This is a genomic window from Zhurongbacter thermophilus, assembly GCF_026184435.1.
Lineage (GTDB): Bacteria > Coprothermobacterota > Coprothermobacteria > Coprothermobacterales > JAADFF01 > JAADFF01.
This window is the reverse complement of sequence record NZ_CP046447.1, coordinates 279,099-298,164: the sequence shown is the minus strand read 5'-3', so window position 1 is coordinate 298,164 and position 19,066 is coordinate 279,099. Positions and strand designations below refer to the sequence as shown.

24 protein-coding genes are annotated in these 19,066 nt (G+C 41.7%); 6 read left to right on the top strand and 18 right to left on the bottom strand.

The window, feature by feature from the left end; genetic code table 11:
• The first annotated feature begins 290 nt into the window (after positions 1–290).
• Positions 291–887, top strand: coding sequence for a class I SAM-dependent methyltransferase (locus GM182_RS01275; RefSeq protein WP_449186793.1), 597 nt, complete (start codon positions 291–293; stop codon positions 885–887).
• A 61-nt stretch (positions 888–948) separates the two neighbouring features.
• On the opposite strand, the gene GM182_RS01270 is transcribed toward GM182_RS01275, so the two are convergent.
• The 17 genes from GM182_RS01270 to GM182_RS01190 all read right to left on the bottom strand — a co-directional run bounded on the left by GM182_RS01270 (position 949) and on the right by GM182_RS01190 (position 13,125).
• On the bottom strand, positions 949–1,467 hold the full coding sequence (locus GM182_RS01270; protein WP_449186792.1) for a hypothetical protein: 519 nt from the start codon (positions 1,465–1,467) through the stop codon (positions 949–951).
• A 90-nt stretch (positions 1,468–1,557) separates the two neighbouring features.
• A complete protein-coding gene (locus GM182_RS01265) occupies positions 1,558–2,088 on the bottom strand; it encodes a 4Fe-4S binding protein (protein ID WP_449186791.1) in 531 nt (176 codons plus the stop codon).
• A gap of 11 nt (positions 2,089–2,099) precedes the next feature.
• A complete protein-coding gene (locus tag GM182_RS01260) occupies positions 2,100–3,233 on the bottom strand; it encodes an NADH-quinone oxidoreductase subunit D (RefSeq protein WP_449186790.1) in 1,134 nt (377 codons plus the stop codon).
• Complete coding sequence (locus tag GM182_RS01255; protein WP_449186789.1) at positions 3,220–3,810, bottom strand: NADH-quinone oxidoreductase subunit C; 591 nt, start codon at positions 3,808–3,810, stop codon at positions 3,220–3,222. The genes GM182_RS01260 and GM182_RS01255 overlap by 14 nt, the downstream gene beginning before the upstream one ends.
• Positions 3,807–4,340, bottom strand: a complete 534-nt coding sequence (locus tag GM182_RS01250) for an NADH-quinone oxidoreductase subunit NuoB (protein ID WP_449186788.1) — start codon at positions 4,338–4,340, stop codon at positions 3,807–3,809. The genes GM182_RS01255 and GM182_RS01250 overlap by 4 nt, the downstream gene beginning before the upstream one ends.
• Before the next feature lie 11 nt (positions 4,341–4,351).
• The gene (locus tag GM182_RS01245; RefSeq protein WP_449186787.1) at positions 4,352–5,311 is read right to left on the bottom strand and encodes a respiratory chain complex I subunit 1 family protein; all 960 of its coding nucleotides are present in this window, start codon (positions 5,309–5,311) and stop codon (positions 4,352–4,354) included.
• Positions 5,312–5,324: 13 nt separating this feature from the next.
• Positions 5,325–7,346 carry a proton-conducting transporter transmembrane domain-containing protein gene (locus tag GM182_RS01240; RefSeq protein WP_449187264.1) on the bottom strand — a complete coding sequence of 674 codons (2,022 nt, stop codon included), beginning with the start codon at positions 7,344–7,346 and terminating at the stop codon, positions 5,325–5,327.
• A gap of 7 nt (positions 7,347–7,353) precedes the next feature.
• On the bottom strand, positions 7,354–8,769 hold the full coding sequence (locus GM182_RS01235; protein ID WP_449186786.1) for a proton-conducting transporter transmembrane domain-containing protein: 1,416 nt from the start codon (positions 8,767–8,769) through the stop codon (positions 7,354–7,356).
• Positions 8,759–9,115, bottom strand: a complete 357-nt coding sequence (locus GM182_RS01230; RefSeq protein WP_449186785.1) for a sodium:proton antiporter — start codon at positions 9,113–9,115, stop codon at positions 8,759–8,761. Before GM182_RS01230 ends, GM182_RS01235 begins: the two co-directional genes overlap by 11 nt.
• Positions 9,112–9,798: a Na(+)/H(+) antiporter subunit B gene (gene mbhE / locus GM182_RS01225; protein WP_449186784.1), complete on the bottom strand. Its 687-nt coding sequence runs from the start codon at positions 9,796–9,798 to the stop codon at positions 9,112–9,114. Before mbhE ends, GM182_RS01230 begins: the two co-directional genes overlap by 4 nt.
• A complete protein-coding gene (locus GM182_RS01220; protein ID WP_449186783.1) occupies positions 9,795–10,046 on the bottom strand; it encodes a hydrogenase subunit MbhD domain-containing protein in 252 nt (83 codons plus the stop codon). Before GM182_RS01220 ends, mbhE begins: the two co-directional genes overlap by 4 nt.
• On the bottom strand, positions 10,043–10,480 hold the full coding sequence (mnhG, locus tag GM182_RS01215) for a monovalent cation/H(+) antiporter subunit G (RefSeq protein ID WP_449186782.1): 438 nt from the start codon (positions 10,478–10,480) through the stop codon (positions 10,043–10,045). Before mnhG ends, GM182_RS01220 begins: the two co-directional genes overlap by 4 nt.
• A gap of 1 nt (position 10,481) precedes the next feature.
• Entirely contained in the window at positions 10,482–10,739 is a 258-nt protein-coding gene (locus GM182_RS01210) for a monovalent cation/H+ antiporter complex subunit F (protein ID WP_449186781.1), read from the bottom strand.
• A gap of 6 nt (positions 10,740–10,745) precedes the next feature.
• Positions 10,746–11,243: a Na+/H+ antiporter subunit E gene (locus GM182_RS01205; RefSeq protein ID WP_449186780.1), complete on the bottom strand. Its 498-nt coding sequence runs from the start codon at positions 11,241–11,243 to the stop codon at positions 10,746–10,748.
• Between the two features lie 130 nt (positions 11,244–11,373).
• Positions 11,374–11,847, bottom strand: a complete 474-nt coding sequence (locus tag GM182_RS01200; RefSeq protein WP_449186779.1) for an NUDIX hydrolase — start codon at positions 11,845–11,847, stop codon at positions 11,374–11,376.
• Positions 11,796–12,614 carry a class I SAM-dependent methyltransferase gene (locus GM182_RS01195; protein WP_449186778.1) on the bottom strand — a complete coding sequence of 273 codons (819 nt, stop codon included), beginning with the start codon at positions 12,612–12,614 and terminating at the stop codon, positions 11,796–11,798. The genes GM182_RS01200 and GM182_RS01195 overlap by 52 nt, the downstream gene beginning before the upstream one ends.
• Positions 12,607–13,125, bottom strand: coding sequence for a gamma carbonic anhydrase family protein (locus GM182_RS01190; protein ID WP_449186777.1), 519 nt, complete (start codon positions 13,123–13,125; stop codon positions 12,607–12,609). Before GM182_RS01190 ends, GM182_RS01195 begins: the two co-directional genes overlap by 8 nt.
• Before the next feature lie 78 nt (positions 13,126–13,203).
• On the opposite strand from GM182_RS01190, the gene GM182_RS01185 reads away from it, so the two are divergent.
• The 4 genes from GM182_RS01185 (at position 13,204) to GM182_RS01170 (ending at position 15,832) form a co-directional block, all read left to right on the top strand.
• A complete protein-coding gene (locus GM182_RS01185; protein WP_449186776.1) occupies positions 13,204–13,842 on the top strand; it encodes a class I SAM-dependent methyltransferase in 639 nt (212 codons plus the stop codon).
• 37 nt (positions 13,843–13,879) lie between these two features.
• Positions 13,880–14,365, top strand: a complete 486-nt coding sequence (locus tag GM182_RS01180; protein WP_449186775.1) for an RNA polymerase sigma factor — start codon at positions 13,880–13,882, stop codon at positions 14,363–14,365.
• Positions 14,349–14,852, top strand: a complete 504-nt coding sequence (locus GM182_RS01175; protein WP_449186774.1) for a hypothetical protein — start codon at positions 14,349–14,351, stop codon at positions 14,850–14,852. The genes GM182_RS01180 and GM182_RS01175 overlap by 17 nt, the downstream gene beginning before the upstream one ends.
• Before the next feature lie 92 nt (positions 14,853–14,944).
• Entirely contained in the window at positions 14,945–15,832 is an 888-nt protein-coding gene (locus tag GM182_RS01170) for a hypothetical protein (protein ID WP_449186773.1), read from the top strand.
• A 3-nt stretch (positions 15,833–15,835) separates the two neighbouring features.
• Here the strand turns inward: GM182_RS01170 and polX are convergent, their stop codons facing one another.
• A complete protein-coding gene (polX, locus tag GM182_RS01165; protein ID WP_449186772.1) occupies positions 15,836–17,563 on the bottom strand; it encodes a DNA polymerase/3'-5' exonuclease PolX in 1,728 nt (575 codons plus the stop codon).
• Positions 17,564–17,694: 131 nt separating this feature from the next.
• On the opposite strand from polX, the gene GM182_RS01160 reads away from it, so the two are divergent.
• The gene (locus GM182_RS01160) at positions 17,695–19,044 is read left to right on the top strand and encodes a DUF438 domain-containing protein (RefSeq protein WP_449186771.1); all 1,350 of its coding nucleotides are present in this window, start codon (positions 17,695–17,697) and stop codon (positions 19,042–19,044) included.
• Positions 19,045–19,066: the final 22 nt, after the last annotated feature.

Sequence of the window (19,066 nt, the reverse complement as noted above, 5' to 3'; positions counted from 1 at the left end):
AACGCTTGTGTATGGTAGGCATACGGGCAGGTTTACCCGGTTTTTAGCCTACCCATAGGGGGTGGAAACTAAGTTGCCATATGGCATACACCTCCTTATGTTATTTGTTTTTAGCCTACCCATAGGGGAATAGAGAAAGGATACTATTATATAGATTAATGCCACCTCCTGCCATTAGCCTATTATGTTGCCTCATAACACCAAGCGCATATAAAGTTCAGACATACAGAGAACTATTTATTCATCCATAGCTATACTATTAACAAACACTAACAGCAGGGGGTAATAAAATGCTCTTTAGAAGTTGGGGAAATATTATAAAAGACTTCTTCGGCAAGGGAGTTTTTCCACACTACACATCTTTTTTCTTAGAATTGCCATTTCGAAAACTTATTCTTTCTCCAAAGCAACTAGCTAACAGACTTCATCTTAAGAAAGATTACCATGTACTGGAAATAGGTCCTGGACCTGGTTATTTCAGTGTTGAGGTTGCCAAAAGACTCAGTCAAGGACACTTAGACTTACTAGATATACAGAAAGAAATGCTTGAAAAGGCTAAAAGAAAAATAGTCAAATTAGGGCTAACCAATGTTACCTTTACGCAAGGAGATGCCACCAATTTACCCTACAACGATAGCACATTCGATGTAGTGTTTTTAGTGGCGGTATTGGGAGAAATACCCAAACCTTCTTTGTGTATTTCTGAAATACATAGGGTATTGAAACCTCATGGTATACTGTCCATTACCGAACAACCGGGAGATCCCGATTTCTTGCCTATGCCAAGAGTAAAAAAACTTGCTGAAAAACATGGATTCAGAGTTATAGAGCAATATGGTAAGGGTAAAAACTATACCCTCAACTTTATAAAAACAACCCAATTATAGTTAACGTCAATTCATGCTAATGACATCCCAAAAGGAGCAAGAAATATAGTTTTTTCTAAAATTAATCCTCTACGGGTAGTTTAGATGACACATACACCTTTTTCTCTACGCTCTTAATAACAAGTTTGTCATCTGGGGTATTCTGTATATCAGAGCCAGCTTTTATAACGACAACTCCTATGACATAATAATGGTCTCCCTTAATCTCTGCCATTGTCTCAGCTATATCCTTATCATCATCGGGAATGGGGGTATACACAAAGAAATATGCAGTATCACCACTAACATGTGATTTTACATATGCCACATCGGCCATTTTCTTAGAAGAATCATACGGATAAGACTCTGAGGCCAGTTTCTTTTGAGTTTCCACCATGGCCTTATAACCGGCTTCATCTTTCATAAGGTCGGCATTAGTCTTGCCCTCATATTGTTTAAAGAGGTCATAGTAGGTAGAAATATACTTATCCGTCCACTTTTTTAGTGCATCAAGATTGGAAGAATATCCAACGCTTACAGAACATGCAGAAAATAGTATAAGAACAGAAAGCAGGGTAAGTATAGAAAGCAACTTTTTCATAATAATCATCTCCTTCCTATCTCTATACTAACATTATCAATAAAAAAGAGGGGCCTATATGGCCCCTCTACCGCTTTACATCATATTTGATTATTTACCTTCACCGGCAGGCTGAGGTGGTTTCTTCACCCATGGTTTAGGTCTGAGTAGGTCAGACTGTGGATTTTTATGCCACGTGTGAACATCACCAGATGCATATTTCCACTTCTCAGCGCCTGGGAAAAAGTACCTATGATCTCTGGCATCGGTAGTAACCCATGTATAGTTATCTGTCATTGTCAGAGAACCACTGGGGCACACATCTACACACAGGGCACAGAATGTACATCTACCATAGTCAATCTGTGGACGCTTATTGACACCTTTGGCACCTATCTCATCGAGGACCTCTTTAGGAACTTCCTTCATTTCAATGGCCATGGCAGGACAAATACGGGAGCAGTTACCACAGCCAATACACTTTGTCCAGTCGTTATCATGGGTACCACGATAAACAGATTTACCCTCTCTTGGGTCGGCAAAGTCTGGCCAACGGGGCCATACTTTATCTGGCACCCTTACGGTATGTGGTTTTATAAACAGAAACTTTAGAGCTCTTAGTGGTGCTAAATATCCTATCACCCTTCATCACCTCACTTATCCAAGTCCGGTGGGCATATATCAAAGGAACCATCGATTAGAGAAAAGTCTGCAAGTTCCTGTCCCACTACGATATCTTCCATCAGCACACCGGCATGAGAGGTTGTTGGTCCTCTAACAAATACCCTGTATGGATTAAATCCACCATCAGACCACACATAATAACCAAACTCACCCTTGGTGGATTCTATATGCACATAAGCCTCACCCTGAGGCACCTTAAATGCCAAACCGCTATATGGCTGGTGAATATGTGGTGTATCGTCCTTCCTCAGCTTGTCAATAAGTTGCCTGAGAAGGTCAATAGACTGGTCTATTTCTCTTCTTCTTACCATGAATCTTGCCCAAGCATCACCATCTTTTTCCGTGACAACCTCAAAGTCAAGCTCATCATAGGCTGCATATGGGTCAAGCTTTCTCAGGTCATATGGTACACCTGTAGCCCTGAGGTTCGGACCTGTAACACCATGTTCCATAGCATACTCAGGGGTGATGGGTGCCAAACCAACAAGTCTTCGCTGAACAACAGCACTATTCATAACAAGTTTGTCGTATTCCTTTAGCCTACCCTCAAGATATTTCAATGTTTCCTCTAATTTATCAAGCCAACCTTCCGGTATATCTCTTCTAACACCACCTGCAATCATATAGATATGATAGACACGGGCACCTGTAAGTGCTTCAAAGAGATCAAGAATGTAATCTCTATCACCAAATGCCCATTGTGTTAGTGGGTAGACACCAACACCACCACCCATAGATGCAAGATACATAAGATAAGCGGAAATACGAGCCATTTCCAACACAACGGTTCTTATATATTTAGCCCTTGGTGGAATCTCCCAACCGGCTATACGCTCTATGGCTGCGTTAAAGGCATATTCATTAACATCAGGCTCAGGAACACATACACGGGGTATAAGGGCAATATTATTTATCCATGTTCTACGTTCCATAAGCTTCTCAAAGGCACGATGTAGATAACCTGGGACAATCTTTGCTTCGATAATCTTTTCACCGTCGACTTTTAATATATAGGCAAAGTTTCCATGAATACCGGGGTGCTGCGGACCCAAGTGTAAATCTGTTGGAAAATCATATGTAACAACAAGCTCACGAATCGGCACCCTCGTCACCCCCTGTCTCCTCTACTGTTGGCTGCTCAAGATTCTTTTCTACCAAGTTTACATAAGGTAGCGGATCATATCCTGCTCCCTGCATTGGATGTTCCTTAAGGTACTGAACGGGATCAAAATCTTTTCTCAGTGGTGGAATGCTATCCCAATCTTCAAGCACATAAGGCTCAAAAGACCTGGGATTACCATCAAATTCAACACCAAACATCTCGTGGACTTCCTGCTCCCAAGTTTTGGCAGGTTTCCAAATATCTACCACTGTTATATGCTTGGGGTTTTCCCTGTCGAGATCATACTTTACCACAAGCATGGTAGGTATCGTATATGACCATAGCCCATAGTTCAGCTCAAACCTACCATCTTTGATAAAGTCAACACATGTAATGAAAGACATATGCTGAAACCCTATCTCTTTCGCATACTGAAGCAAGTCTCTGAGCATCTGCCTTCTCTCTTCTTCCGATTTACCTTCGGCAGGAATCCTTACCCTGAGTCTTCTAGGATATGGGCTTTCTACCTCTAGTCCAAATTTATCTTGTATTGCCTTGATAACCTCTTCCACTCTCATAGGGCAGACCTCCCATCTGTAAAGACAAGGTCATATCCAAAGAGCTTACGCTGATTCTCCTTATAATAATCTCTGTTTTTCACATACTCTTCCCAACCACGGGCCTCGCCCTTGGCAATCATATCCATTAGTTCGGTAAACATCTTCATGTTAGCCTCGGCTCTTGGCATGCAACCGGCAACATACAGATCAACAGGAAGGAATAGATCTAACCTATTAACCGTAGCATGACTATCCCAGTAAACACCACCATTGATAGGACAAGAACCATGGGAAACAACCCACTTAGGAGCTGGCATCTGCTCATAGGCATAGATAATTCTCTTCAGTGTTTTCTTGGTCACATAACCTGTTACGAGTATAACATCTGCCTGTCTTGGTGTTGCCATAGGCATGATACCAAAACGCTCCATATCAAACCTTGAGGTCATAGCTGGAGGAAGCTCCATAGCACCACAACCTGTACAATACATAAGCATCCATATACTGCGTGATCTTGCTTTATCAACAAGTTTCAACCACTCTACCATCTCACATCACCTCACGCAAAGACTGTTAGAAGTAGGCCAAGCAAAGCAATGATGGTTGGCCACTTCCAAAGAACGGTAAATGCCTGATCAGGACGAAATCTACCAAGTACGGCATCAAAGGATATTGCTATGATAAATAGCGCAAATATCTTCACTATAGTATCCCATGCTGTTGTACCACCTAAGAAGAACACGGCAAATAAACCAAGCTCTGCCATCAAAGATGCAGCCTTCATGAGGAGCATCATACCAAGATATTTACCACCAAACTCAACCATAATACCAGAAGCTATTTCATGCGGTGCAATAGCCTGGTCAAATGGCTTCTCAGACATAACACCCTGTAAGGCTATATGTGCACCAATGGCGGCAAGTATCAGTGGCCACTGGAAATAATGCCACCCCGTAGGATTCCACATGCTCTGGGCTGCAGAAACTTTCTGAAGCAATAGTGTACCATCCTTGGCCACAACAGCAAGCAAACCAAGAATAAATGGCAACTCATAGCCAAGCATCATAGACAGGGCACGACCAACACCTATGGCACCCCATGGAGAAGCACCTACTGATGCAGCTAGTGCAAAGCCCAGAGGACCGACAACGGCAAGATAAAGAATCAGTATAAGGTCACCTTTGGTATGGAAGTTCAAACCAACAATAGTGTCCAACGGCAAGAATAGAAGCAGTGCCAGTGGGCCACCCAGTCCCATTATCACACCAAGGTCAAAGACCCAATTTTTCGTTGCGGCATCTTTTTTAGACAAGAGCTTTATAACATCAATATATGGCTGCCATATAGGCGGACCAACTCTGTACTGAACTCGGGCTGTAAATTTCCTGTAGATACCCATTAGGAATAGACCTATCATGACCATTAGGAACAGATATATTAGCACTTTTAGTGTCAGCACTAGGGCACCTAAAAACTTAGCACCCATAGAAGCAGTCCCTACTACAGTTGCTGTATTCACATCTCACACCCCCTTAAAATACCCAGAGCACCATAAGCAGGACAATAAGCCCTGCCAGTGCCCATGTATAGTCACGGGTATCTCCAGTATTCCAACTTTCAATATATGAGGCAAACCAACCAAATATACCGCCAAGCCAGTTGTATACCCTCTCAATAGATACCTTGAAGTATGGCTCAATAACCCTCTCAATAGGACCGTAGAAAGCACCGATAAGCTGAACCTGCCACTCAGGTCTATATGGTTCTGCAGAGTTATAGAAATCATCAAGATTGACCTTGCGAGAACCACCAGATGTTGTGTAAACCAAGAGGGCAACAAGAATACCTACAGTAAAGAGAATAGCCAAGTACCCAAAGTGGAGTATAGAGAAACCATTAACCATGTAAACGGCCTTATCTATCAGAAGAGGACCACCAGCCATAGCACTTTGCATAACCATCTGATTGACAGCATTACCAGTAATAAAGTTGAGTACCTGACCGGGAATAGCACCACCAAGCACAGTAAGGCCCATTACCACCAATGCTATAATTATGCCCCATGCAGATACCTCTTTTACAGAGTGCATGAAGTCATATCCCTTTGTAGGCTGTCCCCACCAAATACCGTGAATGTAGCGGAACGCATACAAGAAAGAAGCGGTACCGGCAATTAGAGCCATAGCAGACAAAACGAAGAACCTACCATACAACGCTGCCTGATAGATGAGATACTTAGATGCAAATCCCCACATAAGTGGGATGGAAACAGTGGAGAGCATGGCAAGGAAGCCCATAAAGAATGTCACAGGCATACGGTGAGCATAAGCGCCAAGCTTATTAAACTCAGTCTCACCACCAGAACGCTTATATGCAGCACCCAATGCCATATATGCCGCCATTTCAAATACACCATGAGCATAAGCATGATAAATGGCACCAAAGAAACCCAATGTATACACGGTCATAGTAACATTCATGTCCTTCTGATACCCTACTGTAATACCTATACCAAGCACAAGGGCCATAACCATATACATGAGTTGACCCATAGAAGAATAGGCAAGAAGATACATGGCATCTTTCTGGGCAAAGGCAAGGAGTGAAGTAAATACAGCTCCAAATGCCAGAAGTATTGCCAATATGAAGAATGCAGTGGGCATGTTTCTAAAGTTGGCACCAAGTGTTGTCACCCACTTACCACTCATAACAGTACCTACAAACATATATACCCACATGAGCATGGCAAAGATACCAACCTTGGAATATGCGGCAGAGAAGAATGCCGCAACGGAAGGATGAGTGCTTCCATATGTGCGTGGTGCCCATGTATGGAAAGGTGGAATAGAAGCCTTAATCATAAATGGAACACCTAAAAGCAATACAGCTGCCAGAGTCATATATGGGTGTTTAATGGTAAGCACAGGAACAGTTTGCATGAGCTCAAACAGACCAAAACCTGTCTTACCATCAGATGCCAGATAGAACAGAAAGATGCCGGCAATCATAGACATAGCACCCACACCAGACCAGAAGGCATATAGCCATGGGCCACCCTCTTTAGTGCGATCGTAGTAAAGGAGCATCAAGAATGCCACGAAAGACATAAGCTCCCAAGAGAAGAAAAGGGCAATAAGATTTACAGAAGCCAAAGTCATATAGATAGCAGCAGTAAGAAGTGGTGTCAGAACATAAAACGGTGTTGTATTCTCATCATCTTTGAATGTCTCAAGGGCATATGCAAGAACAAACATAAGTACACCCATCACCAAAATGGCAAATGTGCCTGTTATCCAGTAATACTGCCAGCTCAAGGTTAGTGTTTCTGTAAGTTTTACAGTAAATGGCTTGAGATCAGCCATCTTAGGCACACCTTTCCATCCTGCCACAAGGGCAATATTGACATACAGTGCAAAGGCTGCTGCAGCAGTTGTAGATATCATTTGAAGAACGCGTTTTGCTTTCTCATTCTTTATAAGGCCAAATAGCGCCGCCAGTATTGATCCCAGCACAAGCACCATTGGCACAGTAAGCACAGACCAGTGCGTTAGCATACCCACACTACATCACCCCTTTCTGAAGGAAGGGTTTAATGGCAAGGTCAAGAAGGTCCATAATCTTGGGCACAAATGGCATGAACCACATGGCAAAAGACACAAGGGTCAACATGATAGGAGAGAAGCTGCGAACAAGATCCATCTTGCCTGTACCCTTATAAAGGGAGATAAACCACTTATACATATAGGCTATTTCCACTATGGAGAAAAGGGCAATGAGCACAAACATTACCCAATACCCTGCCTTAGCCAGTGCCATAAAGAGGAATATCTTTCCCCAGAAACCGATAAATGGTGGCATAGATACAGCTCCAAGAAAACCAAATACCAATGGAATTCTCACATTGGCAGGAGCACCATCTTCACCAATATTACCGGCAATGTAGAAGAGAATAGCCTCAGACAGAATATGATTAATCATAAGAAGGAATGCAGCCTTAAGAGCCAGTTCACAACCCAAGCTTATAGCCACAAACACAAGACCTGCCTGTCCCAAAGAAGCATAACCTAAAGTCCTACGGAAACTCTTCTGAGAATATGCCATGACTTCTGCAAAGGCAAAGGTGACAATACCAATCCACAGCATAGTCTGAAGCATCTTCTGAGGAACACCAAACACCATAACCCACATTCTCAACCATGCAAAGGCTGCTGCCTTAGAAGAACCAGATATAAACAGGGCTATAACCTCTTCAGGCACATATTTATATACATCTGGTGCCCAGAGGTTCAGAGGGAAAATCTCTGCCTCAACCCCATAACCTACAAGGAAGAATAGAACACTAAGCACCATAGCCCCTGTCATGCCAACAGTCTTTAATGTCTGCTGGGCATCAAGCATATTGAGAGTCCCCAGCTTACCGTAAAGAAGTGCTATGGCAACGAGAAGGAACGCAGAGGCAACTTCTGCCATAATAATGTATTTAATAGTGGCATAAGCTGTCCCCTTCTTCTTCATAAAGGCTGACAAGCCAAATGCCGCCAAAGCTGTAATTTCGGTAAATACAAACAGGTTAAAGATATCACCTGTTAGGAACATTCCAGAAGAACCCAGTGCTAAAAGAGTCAAAAGGGCATAATACACATCTGCTGGTTCGGCATCGTAACGTGTAGATGCATACATAATAGACAGGAATGCCACAAACCACACAAATGTGCTAAGTACAGCACCCCAAAATGTTACATGTAGCACAATGCCAAATGGAGGCTTAAAACCACCTATCTTAATGATAAGGCCCTCTGGATACAAAGTAGCCCTATAGGCAACTCCTATCATAAAAAGAGTATTAAAGGCATACAAAAGCACAGAAACAGCCCATGCCAACTTCTTACCACCCAGTGCCTTCCAAATGGGCATCAAGAAGACTATGGCAAGAGATATACCTATCATTAGCATTGGATCAAATAGTTTAAGCGTCACTGCCATCACCTCCACGCATCATCTTGATGACCTTATCCAGCTCAACAGTGCCAAAGTGTCTTTTCACATCAATAACTACTGCCATAGCAAGAGCAAGTGTTGCAACACCAATGACAATGGCTGTAAGCACCAGTGCCTGAGGCACAGGGTCAACCATAGGCTTATTTAGTCCCTTTTCCAATATTGGCGCAGTTCCACCTTTGAGATATCCAACAGATATAAGCAGTAGGTTAACACCACTGTCGGCAATGGAAATGCCTATGAGGACTTTAACAAGGTTTTTCTTTGTTAGAACAACATATAGACCTATACCAATCAGTGATAAAGCTGCTATATAAAACATCATTGCTCAGCCCCTCCCTTCATCATATGGGAGACTACCTCGGTAAGCTCACTACTAACTTTGAGGCCTATAAGAATGTAGACAATGGGGATAATACCACCAGAGAACAGGTCAAAGAGATTACCCTTAGGCAAGAAGTTATAAAGGAATGCTCCACCGGCGAAGATACCGGCAACACCAATAAGGGCAAAACCTGTTCCCGCAATAGACTCTGTAAAGGCAAATGCCTCAAGGTCAAGATGAGTAGACAGGGACACCATATATAGCATGAAAGCAGAGGCTATAACTGCACCAGCCTGGAAACCTCCACCCGGTGTCAGGTGTCCGTGGATGACAATATACACACCAACCAAGAGAATTATAGGAAATACTATTCTTATACCCCATAAAAGCACGGGATGGGCCTTTTTCACCTTTTCGTGTTTTTCCCATGGCAAGATACCAATAACACCCAGTGTGGCAAGCAAAAGAACAGTTACCTCACCGAGTGTATCAAAGCCTCTGTAAGAGACAACAATAGCTGTAACAAAGTTGGGAATACCAGTTTCTTTAGCGGTATTATCTACATAATATTTGGCAAGTTTTGTAAGGTCATGACCAAACGGAACTTCTGTCTGTAAAGAATAAGCCACTACTCCAACAAAGAGTATGACAAAGACCCATGCAAGAATATGTTTTAGCCTCATTTCTCTTCCACCTCCCCCGTACGCTTAATAGCAAACAGGATAATGGCCAGGGAGAGGGCTGCACCAATAGCCGCCTCAGCCATGGCAACATCAGGGGCCTGCAAATACACAAAAAGCATAGACACAACCAGGCTAATGAATCCTGAGAATATCGCTGCGGACAGCAGATTCTTTGTCTCGGCAGCAATGATAGCCATGACAACCATAAGCCCCATCAATACATATATAAGAAAATTAACTACTGTCATACCTCTTCACCTGCCTTAGACTCTTCGTACCTATCAAACTGCGTTTCCTCGGTCAGTGGTACACCTTCATCGTGTGCTGCTCTGATAAGAACAGAGGCAGAAATAGGAGCAGTAAGCAGAAGAAATACACCAATCACGATAGCCTTAAGCACAAACACACCACTACTATCAAGAATGGAAACTCCAAGAAGCATAGAAAGAGCACCAAGTGTAGTAACTTTGGTTGCAGTTTGCATTCTGCAATACAGGTCAGGCATTCTGACAAGACCTAGAGAACCAAGGAAAACAAAGAATACACCTATACTCATAAAAGTCCATCCTACAACATTTTTAGAAAAGATGTTGTATGGCTTAGGCAAAAATGGAGAAGCGGCAAAGAAGATAATAAGCAGAGTAACAACAAGTCCCCAGAAAATTTCTCTTCTATCGCACATATCATACACCCCCTTCCAGATACCTACCAAGAACAATTACGGCGATAAATGATAAGGCGGCGTATACCAGGGCGATATCGAGATAGATAATCCTTCCGAAATACCATGCCAAAAATGCAATAAGCACCACTGTAGAAGTGGTGAGAATATCCAGCGCCACCATTCTATCGGCATTAGTTGGACCCTTTATGAGTCTATAAAGTCCCAGTATAATAGCCGACAGCAAAATGGCAAACAATATGTTAGACCATACACCCATGTCGCATCACCCCGTAATCTTCATTAGAAGTCTCTCAAAGGTGCCACAAATGGCCTCTTTGGCTTCTTCTGGATCAGATGTTGGAGCATCTATCCAGTGAATAAAGAACTCATCATCTTTGACCTCCAGTGTAATCGTACCTGGTGTCAGCGTAATAGAATTGGCAAGAATAAGCTTACCAAGATCAGATTTGAGATTGGTCTTAAACGATACAACTGCCGGATTAATTGGCATAGAAGGATGAAGTACTCTGTAAGCAACATCAAGGTTTGCCTTAATCATTGCATATATAAAGTATGGAAGATAAATAAAGATAAAGAGAAGAATACCTCCAATCGTCGTACGACCTCCCTCCCACGAGGTCACCATCTCAACAGTTCCATAGGCAATAAGAAAGGCTACAATGGCACCAACTAGTAGTTCTTGGGAATTTGTCGTTCCAACAAGGACAAGATAGATTCCCCAAAACACAACACCCAGTCCAAGTGCTTTGAGTAGCTTCAAGGCCATCACCTCTTTTCATATATGATGTACGACCACTGAACAAGACACTGACCGCACATATTTCAACATTGTGATTATAACAAAAGTTGGATATGTAGGCTTATATGCACTGCATATACCAAAGTTTTATTTATAAATCATCATCCCCACCAACAACAGAAAACATGGCATCTAAATAGACTTTCCAGAGATTTTCATATGCCATATAATCCTTTACGCGATGAAGATCTACCCATCGTACAGCAATATTTTCTACACCATCAGGTGTAGGAATTCCAGAAATGTATTTCATGATGAAAAAGTGAACTTTTTTGTCAACTGTCATGCCATCATCTTTGTGATAAACATATGAGACGGAACCTGCATAGCGAACAATCTTAGCCTTAATACCTGTTTCCTCTTCAACTTCCCTAATCGCCGTCTGCTCTAGGGTCTCTCCATCTTCGACACGACCCTTAGGGAATGTCCAAGATCCACGACGGTTCTTCACCATAAGCACCTGCCATGTAGAGCCGTCTTTTCTAAAGACTATACCTCCAGCAGAAACTTCTTTTATGTTTTCGGTATGTACCCCACTAATGCTGTCGCGTTCTTCAGTCCCCATAACTTATTCCACCACGCTCTCAAAGGAAGTAATGAAGGAAGCCTATCCTCTTCAGATGGCATCCAATATACCGCACCCGATACATAGTTTCCACCATAACGGGCAAGAAATTCTTTAAACTCTGAAACCGTAGGAAAATGTCCCGACGCAAATACTCCTTTACCTATTCTCTTCTTCATCCACGGACTTTCTCCATTAAGTACAACAATAACAACTCTTCCACCAGGCTTTAACACTCTGAGGGCTTCCCATATAGCCTTATCTGGATCGGGCACAAATTCAAGTGATGTGAAAAATACAACCCTATCAAATAACTCTTCACCAAACGGTAAGGCCATGGCATCACCAGGCACAATTCCAACAAAACGTTGATTTAGGCGGATAAGCCTCGCAATCTCATCGACATCAGAGACAACCTTATCGAACTTTTTCGCCGCATACTTTCTCATATGCTCTGATGGCTCAACGCCAACAACCCCGCGAATGTTGAAAGGACTGCGGTACATCTTATCAAGTAGCCAACCAGTACCACTACCAACCTCTAACACATTTAAAGGAGGAGCATTTTTAAAGCGACTTCCAGATACACCACTTCCACAGCCCCCACCAACAGTCTTTAGTGGCACTCCATCGCCTAGTGGAGCCATTTTCTGCCAAAACACTTCGAGCTCTTCCTTAGCTACTTGCCTACCAACAGGTGTCTCAAACCAATTGTCATAAGAGGCAGCAACCTCTTCAGAATCAAAGGGATTTACCCCTTTACTCACCCTTTTCGGCCTCCTTATAAATATCTCTTAGTCTCTGATATTCCTCTGCATTTTTCAGTATGGCCTCCTTTTCCTCATCACTGAGGTCTCTAACAACCTTAAACGGAGACCCTATGGCCAATGCGCCGGCAGGTACAACCTTACCCGGAGGCACTAATGCACCGGCAGCTACAATGGCACCCTCTTCCACAATGGCACCATCAAGGACAATAGCCCCCATACCTATAAGGGCTCCATCTTTCACCGTGCAACCATGAAGAATAGCCCCGTGGCCCACCGTGACATTCTTACCAATCTCTACAGGATATTCATCTGTCACATGGAGAACACTGCCATCCTGTACATTAGAACCCTCACCTATGTGAATGTAATTAAGGTCTCCACGGGCAGATACAAACGGAAACACGGAAGCACCGGCATCTACCCTGACATCTCCAGATAGAAACGCCATCTCAGAGACATAAGCTGTCTCATGAATACTGGGCTGTTTGTCACCAACTTTTACAATCACACGCACCACCTCCCTAAACTGTAGGTCTGATTTTATTATAAACTACATGGTATTATTAAAGGAAAGGGGGAGAGAGTTATGCCAATGGAGAATGGACCATTTATAGATGGCATATTTGCATACTTCTATGAAGAATTGCTAAACACGGCTACTCTAGGAGGATATGGCGAGATACTTATGACAGCCATAGCTCACAGTGGAGCACATCACGGTACCTCAGTCTTGGAGTTTGCCACAGGACCTGGTGCCAACTGCCGCAGGTTTCTCAGGCTTATAGGTAAATCACCATATGTTGGCATAGATATCAGCCAGGGTATGAAAAAACGCTTTATGAAACGATGCGGTGATCGTGATAATGTTAGATTCGTTGAGACTTCCATCACAGAACCATTTGATTTACATGAGAAATTTGATATTGTATTTATCTCTTTTGCCTTCCACGGCTTTCCCCACGATAAGCAAAGGATCATTATGGAAAATGCATACAACCACGTCAAAGATAATGGCCGTTTCTGTATCTTTGACTACGGCACATTTGACCTCGAAACAGCTCATCCAGTAGTAGAAAAGATATTTAGAGCAGTAGAGTGTCCACATGCATACAACTTCATCAAACTTGACCTGAAAGAAATGGCAAGAGAGATAGGTTTCACTAAATACAAAGAATGGTATCCACTGAATGTTCCATATCTGAGGCTAGCATGTATGAAAAAGTGATACCTTTCACAGCATCTTTCGTATACAGGAGTGAGGCATGGTAGAAAAGGCCAAGGTTGAACAGATAATTGGCGGTCTTTATGATGAGCTTATTGGATTTGCTATGAAATATGTTGGCATACGAGCAGATGCCGAAGACCTTGTACAAGATACTCTTTTCAAAATATGGGAGTATACAGACAAGATAACAACATTATCAACACTAAGAGGTCTAATATATAGAACACTTCGCAACAAGATTATCGACTTTATGAGAAAAAACAAATATCCTAAAGTACCAATAGACAAGCTCACACTGGCGTCAGAAGAGTCAGTAGATGAAGAAGAAATATTTGACATCTGGAAGTATGTAGATAAGTTACCAGAAGACGAAAAAACAGTAATCACACTGAGGTTCAAAGAGGGAATGAGCATAAAAGAAGTGGCAAATGCTATGAATAGGTCTGTAGCAGGCATCAAGAGTCTACAGTACCGTGCCATTAGAAGGCTCAGGGAGATGATAGATAATGAAGATAAAAGATAAGATTGCAGATATTATTATCGAAAAACGACTACAAGGAAAAAAGATACCGCTATGGATAAAATGGCTATTTCCCGATGTTGTAGAAGAAGTAGATCCCATAGCCCGTATGCTTAAAGGTGATAAAGAACCTGTAAGAAGAAGACAGTCAAAACCTGTATATAAATTGGCATATGCTACTATATCTATCATTATCATTATGACCCTTGCACTATTTTTATGGTTTCCAAGTGGAAACCATGCAACCCTACAAAAAGGTGGGATAAACATGGAAAAAACAGAAACATATGGGGCAGATGAAAACGGTGTCAAATCCAATACTGTTCGAACGCTCATTACACCTTCCACAGCATCTACCTCTACAACAGCAACAACAGCCAGTGAAACTGTAAAAGAAAGAATCAAAGGAGATTCTGTTCCAAAAGATGACTGTGGACCGGGAAAAAAGTGCATTACAGATCCGGTATTACCTCCAAAGGAAGAAAAGTAATTTTTGTTTTATATGTTATAATACAATAAAACAATATTCTAACTTTAAGCCAATGCTTTAAATATATAGATATAAAGAGGTGAAACATATCAATGAAAGCCCTTCAAAACATATTAATTAAACATTACGACAAAATATTAACATCCTTCCATAATGCATGGAACCAAATAAACATGAATAATAGCGAACCCAATATTATATTTAACTTCCTAAAAAATGGAATCTCACTCCTAAACAAAGACATCGCCCAAGGAATCCTCAATAAAGCAAATTTTACTGCTAAATTCGCAGGAGTTTTCACACATCAAAAACCCATTGTCGAGTTCTATGGAAACTATAGATGCGAATTAGGAGATCTTCTTACATTATATATTGTATTAGATAAAAAAAAGCAAATCTTATTCAACAGAGCTTTTATATCCCAAGCTAAAAAGACCGTAAACGATATCAGAAAAAACCCGTGTCAAACTCTACTGTACGATAAAGCACGCTATTTCTTTTACTACAGATTTAAAAATTTACGGGGGCAAAAAAGATATATTCCCTCATACCCAACAAGAATACTTGGATTAAATTACTTAGTATTATTACAGAATTATGTAACCTTTCATTTCATTCCTTATAATAGAAATTACATCTATTATAACAACTGCTGCAATTATTACAAATGTAAATGCAAGTCATCCAAACTACTTTGTACATATGAAAACCTAATGTTTAATACTCTTATGGGTATCTATGGTCTGTCATTCAATCACCAAAATAAAGCAGCTACAACTTCTGGGTGGTCACGAATAATACTTGATTTAATATCAGAAACTGGCAAATCAACCTTTGGTAGTAAAGGAAAAAGAGGCTCTTATTTACAAGAATTCATCAATTACTTTAATGACTTCGACAATTACGATAAAATATTTATAGAAGCAGAAGGCAAAGAAGGAATACCAATTTTATTTATAATCGTTAAAAGCAATGACTAATTCCTATCTCCTTCTCGCCTTTAGCTTTTCTGTCAGCTCTTCCATCTCATCGGAACTGAGGGTGTTGAGGATATCTTTTTTCTCTGCCCAACCTCTCCGTGCCGTGTGAACACCATAAATCATATTTTCCATTTGCATAGTGGCATGAGAATCTGTACCTATATAGAGTTTTATACCCATATTCTTTGCCTTAAAGACATTGGGGCCATTAAGATCAAGTCTATTAGGATATGCATTAATTTCCATAAACAATCCTTTGTCTTTTGCCATACTAAGAAGCTGGTCTATATCCACGTCCATAGGTGGTCTAATACCTCCCAGCAACCTTCCTGTAGGGTGCCCTATACTATCAATGAGACCGGAATATATGGCCTTTTTATATCGTGCCATAATCTTCTCTCTGCTACCATCAAGTCCTGAGTGGATACTACCTATGACAAAGTCCATATCTGGTGACGATATCATAACCTCACCATCTACCATAATATTTGCCTCTATACCTACAAATATGCGTATACCAACCTCTTTTTCCACCTGCTTAGCCTCTTCATACTCTTTTTTCCATGTATCGTAGTCTATACCACCTACGACACCTAATCCAATAGCATGGTCGGTAATAACAATCCACTCATAACCTAGTTCCTTAGCCTTGAGTGCCATGGCTTTTATAGAATCAGCACCATCGCTGTAGTTAGTATGCATGTGTATATCGCCTCTAATATCATCCTCTGTAATGAGATTGGGCAGTTTACCTTGCAATGCTGCCTGCACCTCACCCATATCCTCTCTTAGCTCCGGTGGTATCCACGGCATGCCAAGTGCTTCATATATCTCCTCTTCTGTAAGTCCCGCTATCTTCTGCCCTGTGTCCTCACGATAAAGCCCATATTCATTGAGCTTTAGCCCCTTAGATATGGCTATCTCTCTGAGTCTAATATTGTGTGCCTTTGAACCGGTAAAATACTGCAGAGCAGCTCCCCAGCTGTCCTCTGGCACAACCCTAAGATCTACCTGTACACCTGTCGGGGTTACAATACTACATTTGGTATCACCCCGCCACAAGACCTCCTTAGTCCACTCTGCAGAGGCAAACAGTTCTATGACTTTTTGCCCCTCACTATCTGTGGCAACAAGGATATCTACATCTCCCACATCTTCTCTCCAACGTCTAAAACTACCCGCAGGTGATATTCTCTCTATGCCTGTTTTATCTTTGAGATAACTCACCATCTCCATAACAAGAGGTCTAATGGTAAATAGGGGTACCCTACCGGCATCCATACGGTATATCTGTATACCCTTCAGTATCTTCTGCTCAGCCTTTACCCCCATACGCTTCATCTTTCTAATGCGCCCCTGCTTAGCGGCCTCTTCAAGCTCATCAATAGAGCGGATACCCAGCTCTGTGTATAGCCTCATAGCAAGCTTGGGACCAATACCCGGCACCTCCATAAGCTCAAAAACCTCGCGGGGGATTTCACGCTTCAGTTCTTCAAGATAAGAGGACTTACCTGTGGTCAAATATTCGTGTATCTTCTCGGCAATAGATTTACCTACACCAGGTAGCTGTGTCAATTTGCCTAAAGCATCAAGCTCCTCAATAGGCTGTGTAAGATTTTCTATGACATGGGCTGCTTTTTCATAGGCGGATATCTTAAAGCGACTTTCGCCTTTTATCGTCAAGTACTCAGCTATCTCCCTTAGCATCTCTACAACTTCTTTGTTTTTCAACTTCGTCACCCCCTATACCAATAAAATGGTATCAAATATCGCACATATCGCAATGTTTACCTATATTCACTATTTATGTTATACTGTACTTGTAAGTTAAGCATAAAAAACTTTCAAAGGAGGGTTGCTCCATGAGTGAGCTTATTGGAAGCAAAGAAAGTAGAGAAGAAAAGAAGAGGATACTAAAAGAACTATTAAAGAGAATTCATGAAGGCGAAGACATGGAAAAGCTGAAACAGGAATTTTTAGATGTGCTAAGAAGCACTTCACCCCTTGAAATTCCTGTGATAGAACAAGAACTCGTTAAGGAAGGAATATCTCCTCACGACATAGCACGTATGTGCGATATACATGTAGATTTATTTAGAGAATCGGTGGCAGGTAGTTTGGATATAGACGACATACCAGAAGGACATCCACTTCACACATACTATTTGGAAAACAAAGAGATTGTCAAAGATGCAGAGATGCTAAACCTATACGCCCGCAGTCTCAAAGACACAGAATCTGAAGAGGGTAAAAGAAGGGTACTTGAGGTCATCAAAAATCTTGTCAATGGCATGCGTATGATTGGATATACCCATTACAACAAGGAAGAAATGTTACTGTTTCCATATCTTGAAAGAAGAGGACTCACCGCTGTTCCCACAGTCTTGTGGACCAAACATGATGATGTGAGATTTGAAATTAGAGCCCTTGCCGGATTTGTTTCAGAAGCAGAAAGAGAGCTAACAGATGAAAACATAGATAAAGTCGTTAAGCATGCCCAGAAAACAGCATCCGATGTCATAGATATTGTCTTTAGAGAAGAAAACATACTCTACCCCACTGTAAAGGTACTTCTTGAACCCGGTGAATGGTACGCCATTAAGCTGGAAGAAGATTCTATAGGTCATTACAAAGTCAAACCCAAAGACTGGAAACCAGAAGGGGTCAAACCCATTTATCCCCATGAGGTAAAAAAAGGTATCTCCCTTGACGATATCATGAATCTCCCACAGCACATACTTCAAACAGTTAAAGGACTGGCAACAGGTGACCTTACACCTGACACAAGTGAAATCAAACGTGATGGTGATATAGAGCTTCATGAAGGATATATGCTTCCCAAAGAAATTGACGCACTATTCAGGACACTACCATTTGATATCACATTTATCGATGCCGATGACAGAGTGAGATTCTTCTCTGGTGGGCACCGTATATTTGCAAGAAACAAGACCATCTTGGGTAGAAAAGTGGAACTATGTCACCCTCCCAAGAGCGTGCATATAGTAAAGAAGATACTAAAGGCCTTCAAAGAGGGCAAAAAAGATGTTGCCGAGTTTTGGATACCCTTTGCCGGTAGATTTATTCACATAAGATATTTCCCTGTCAGAGGTGAAAATGGAGAGTACCTTGGCACTGTAGAGGTTGTCCAGGATATTACAGACATTAAGAAACTGGAAGGCGAAAAACGACTACTTGACTGGAAAGATTAAGAACAAAGGGGAGCACGCGCTC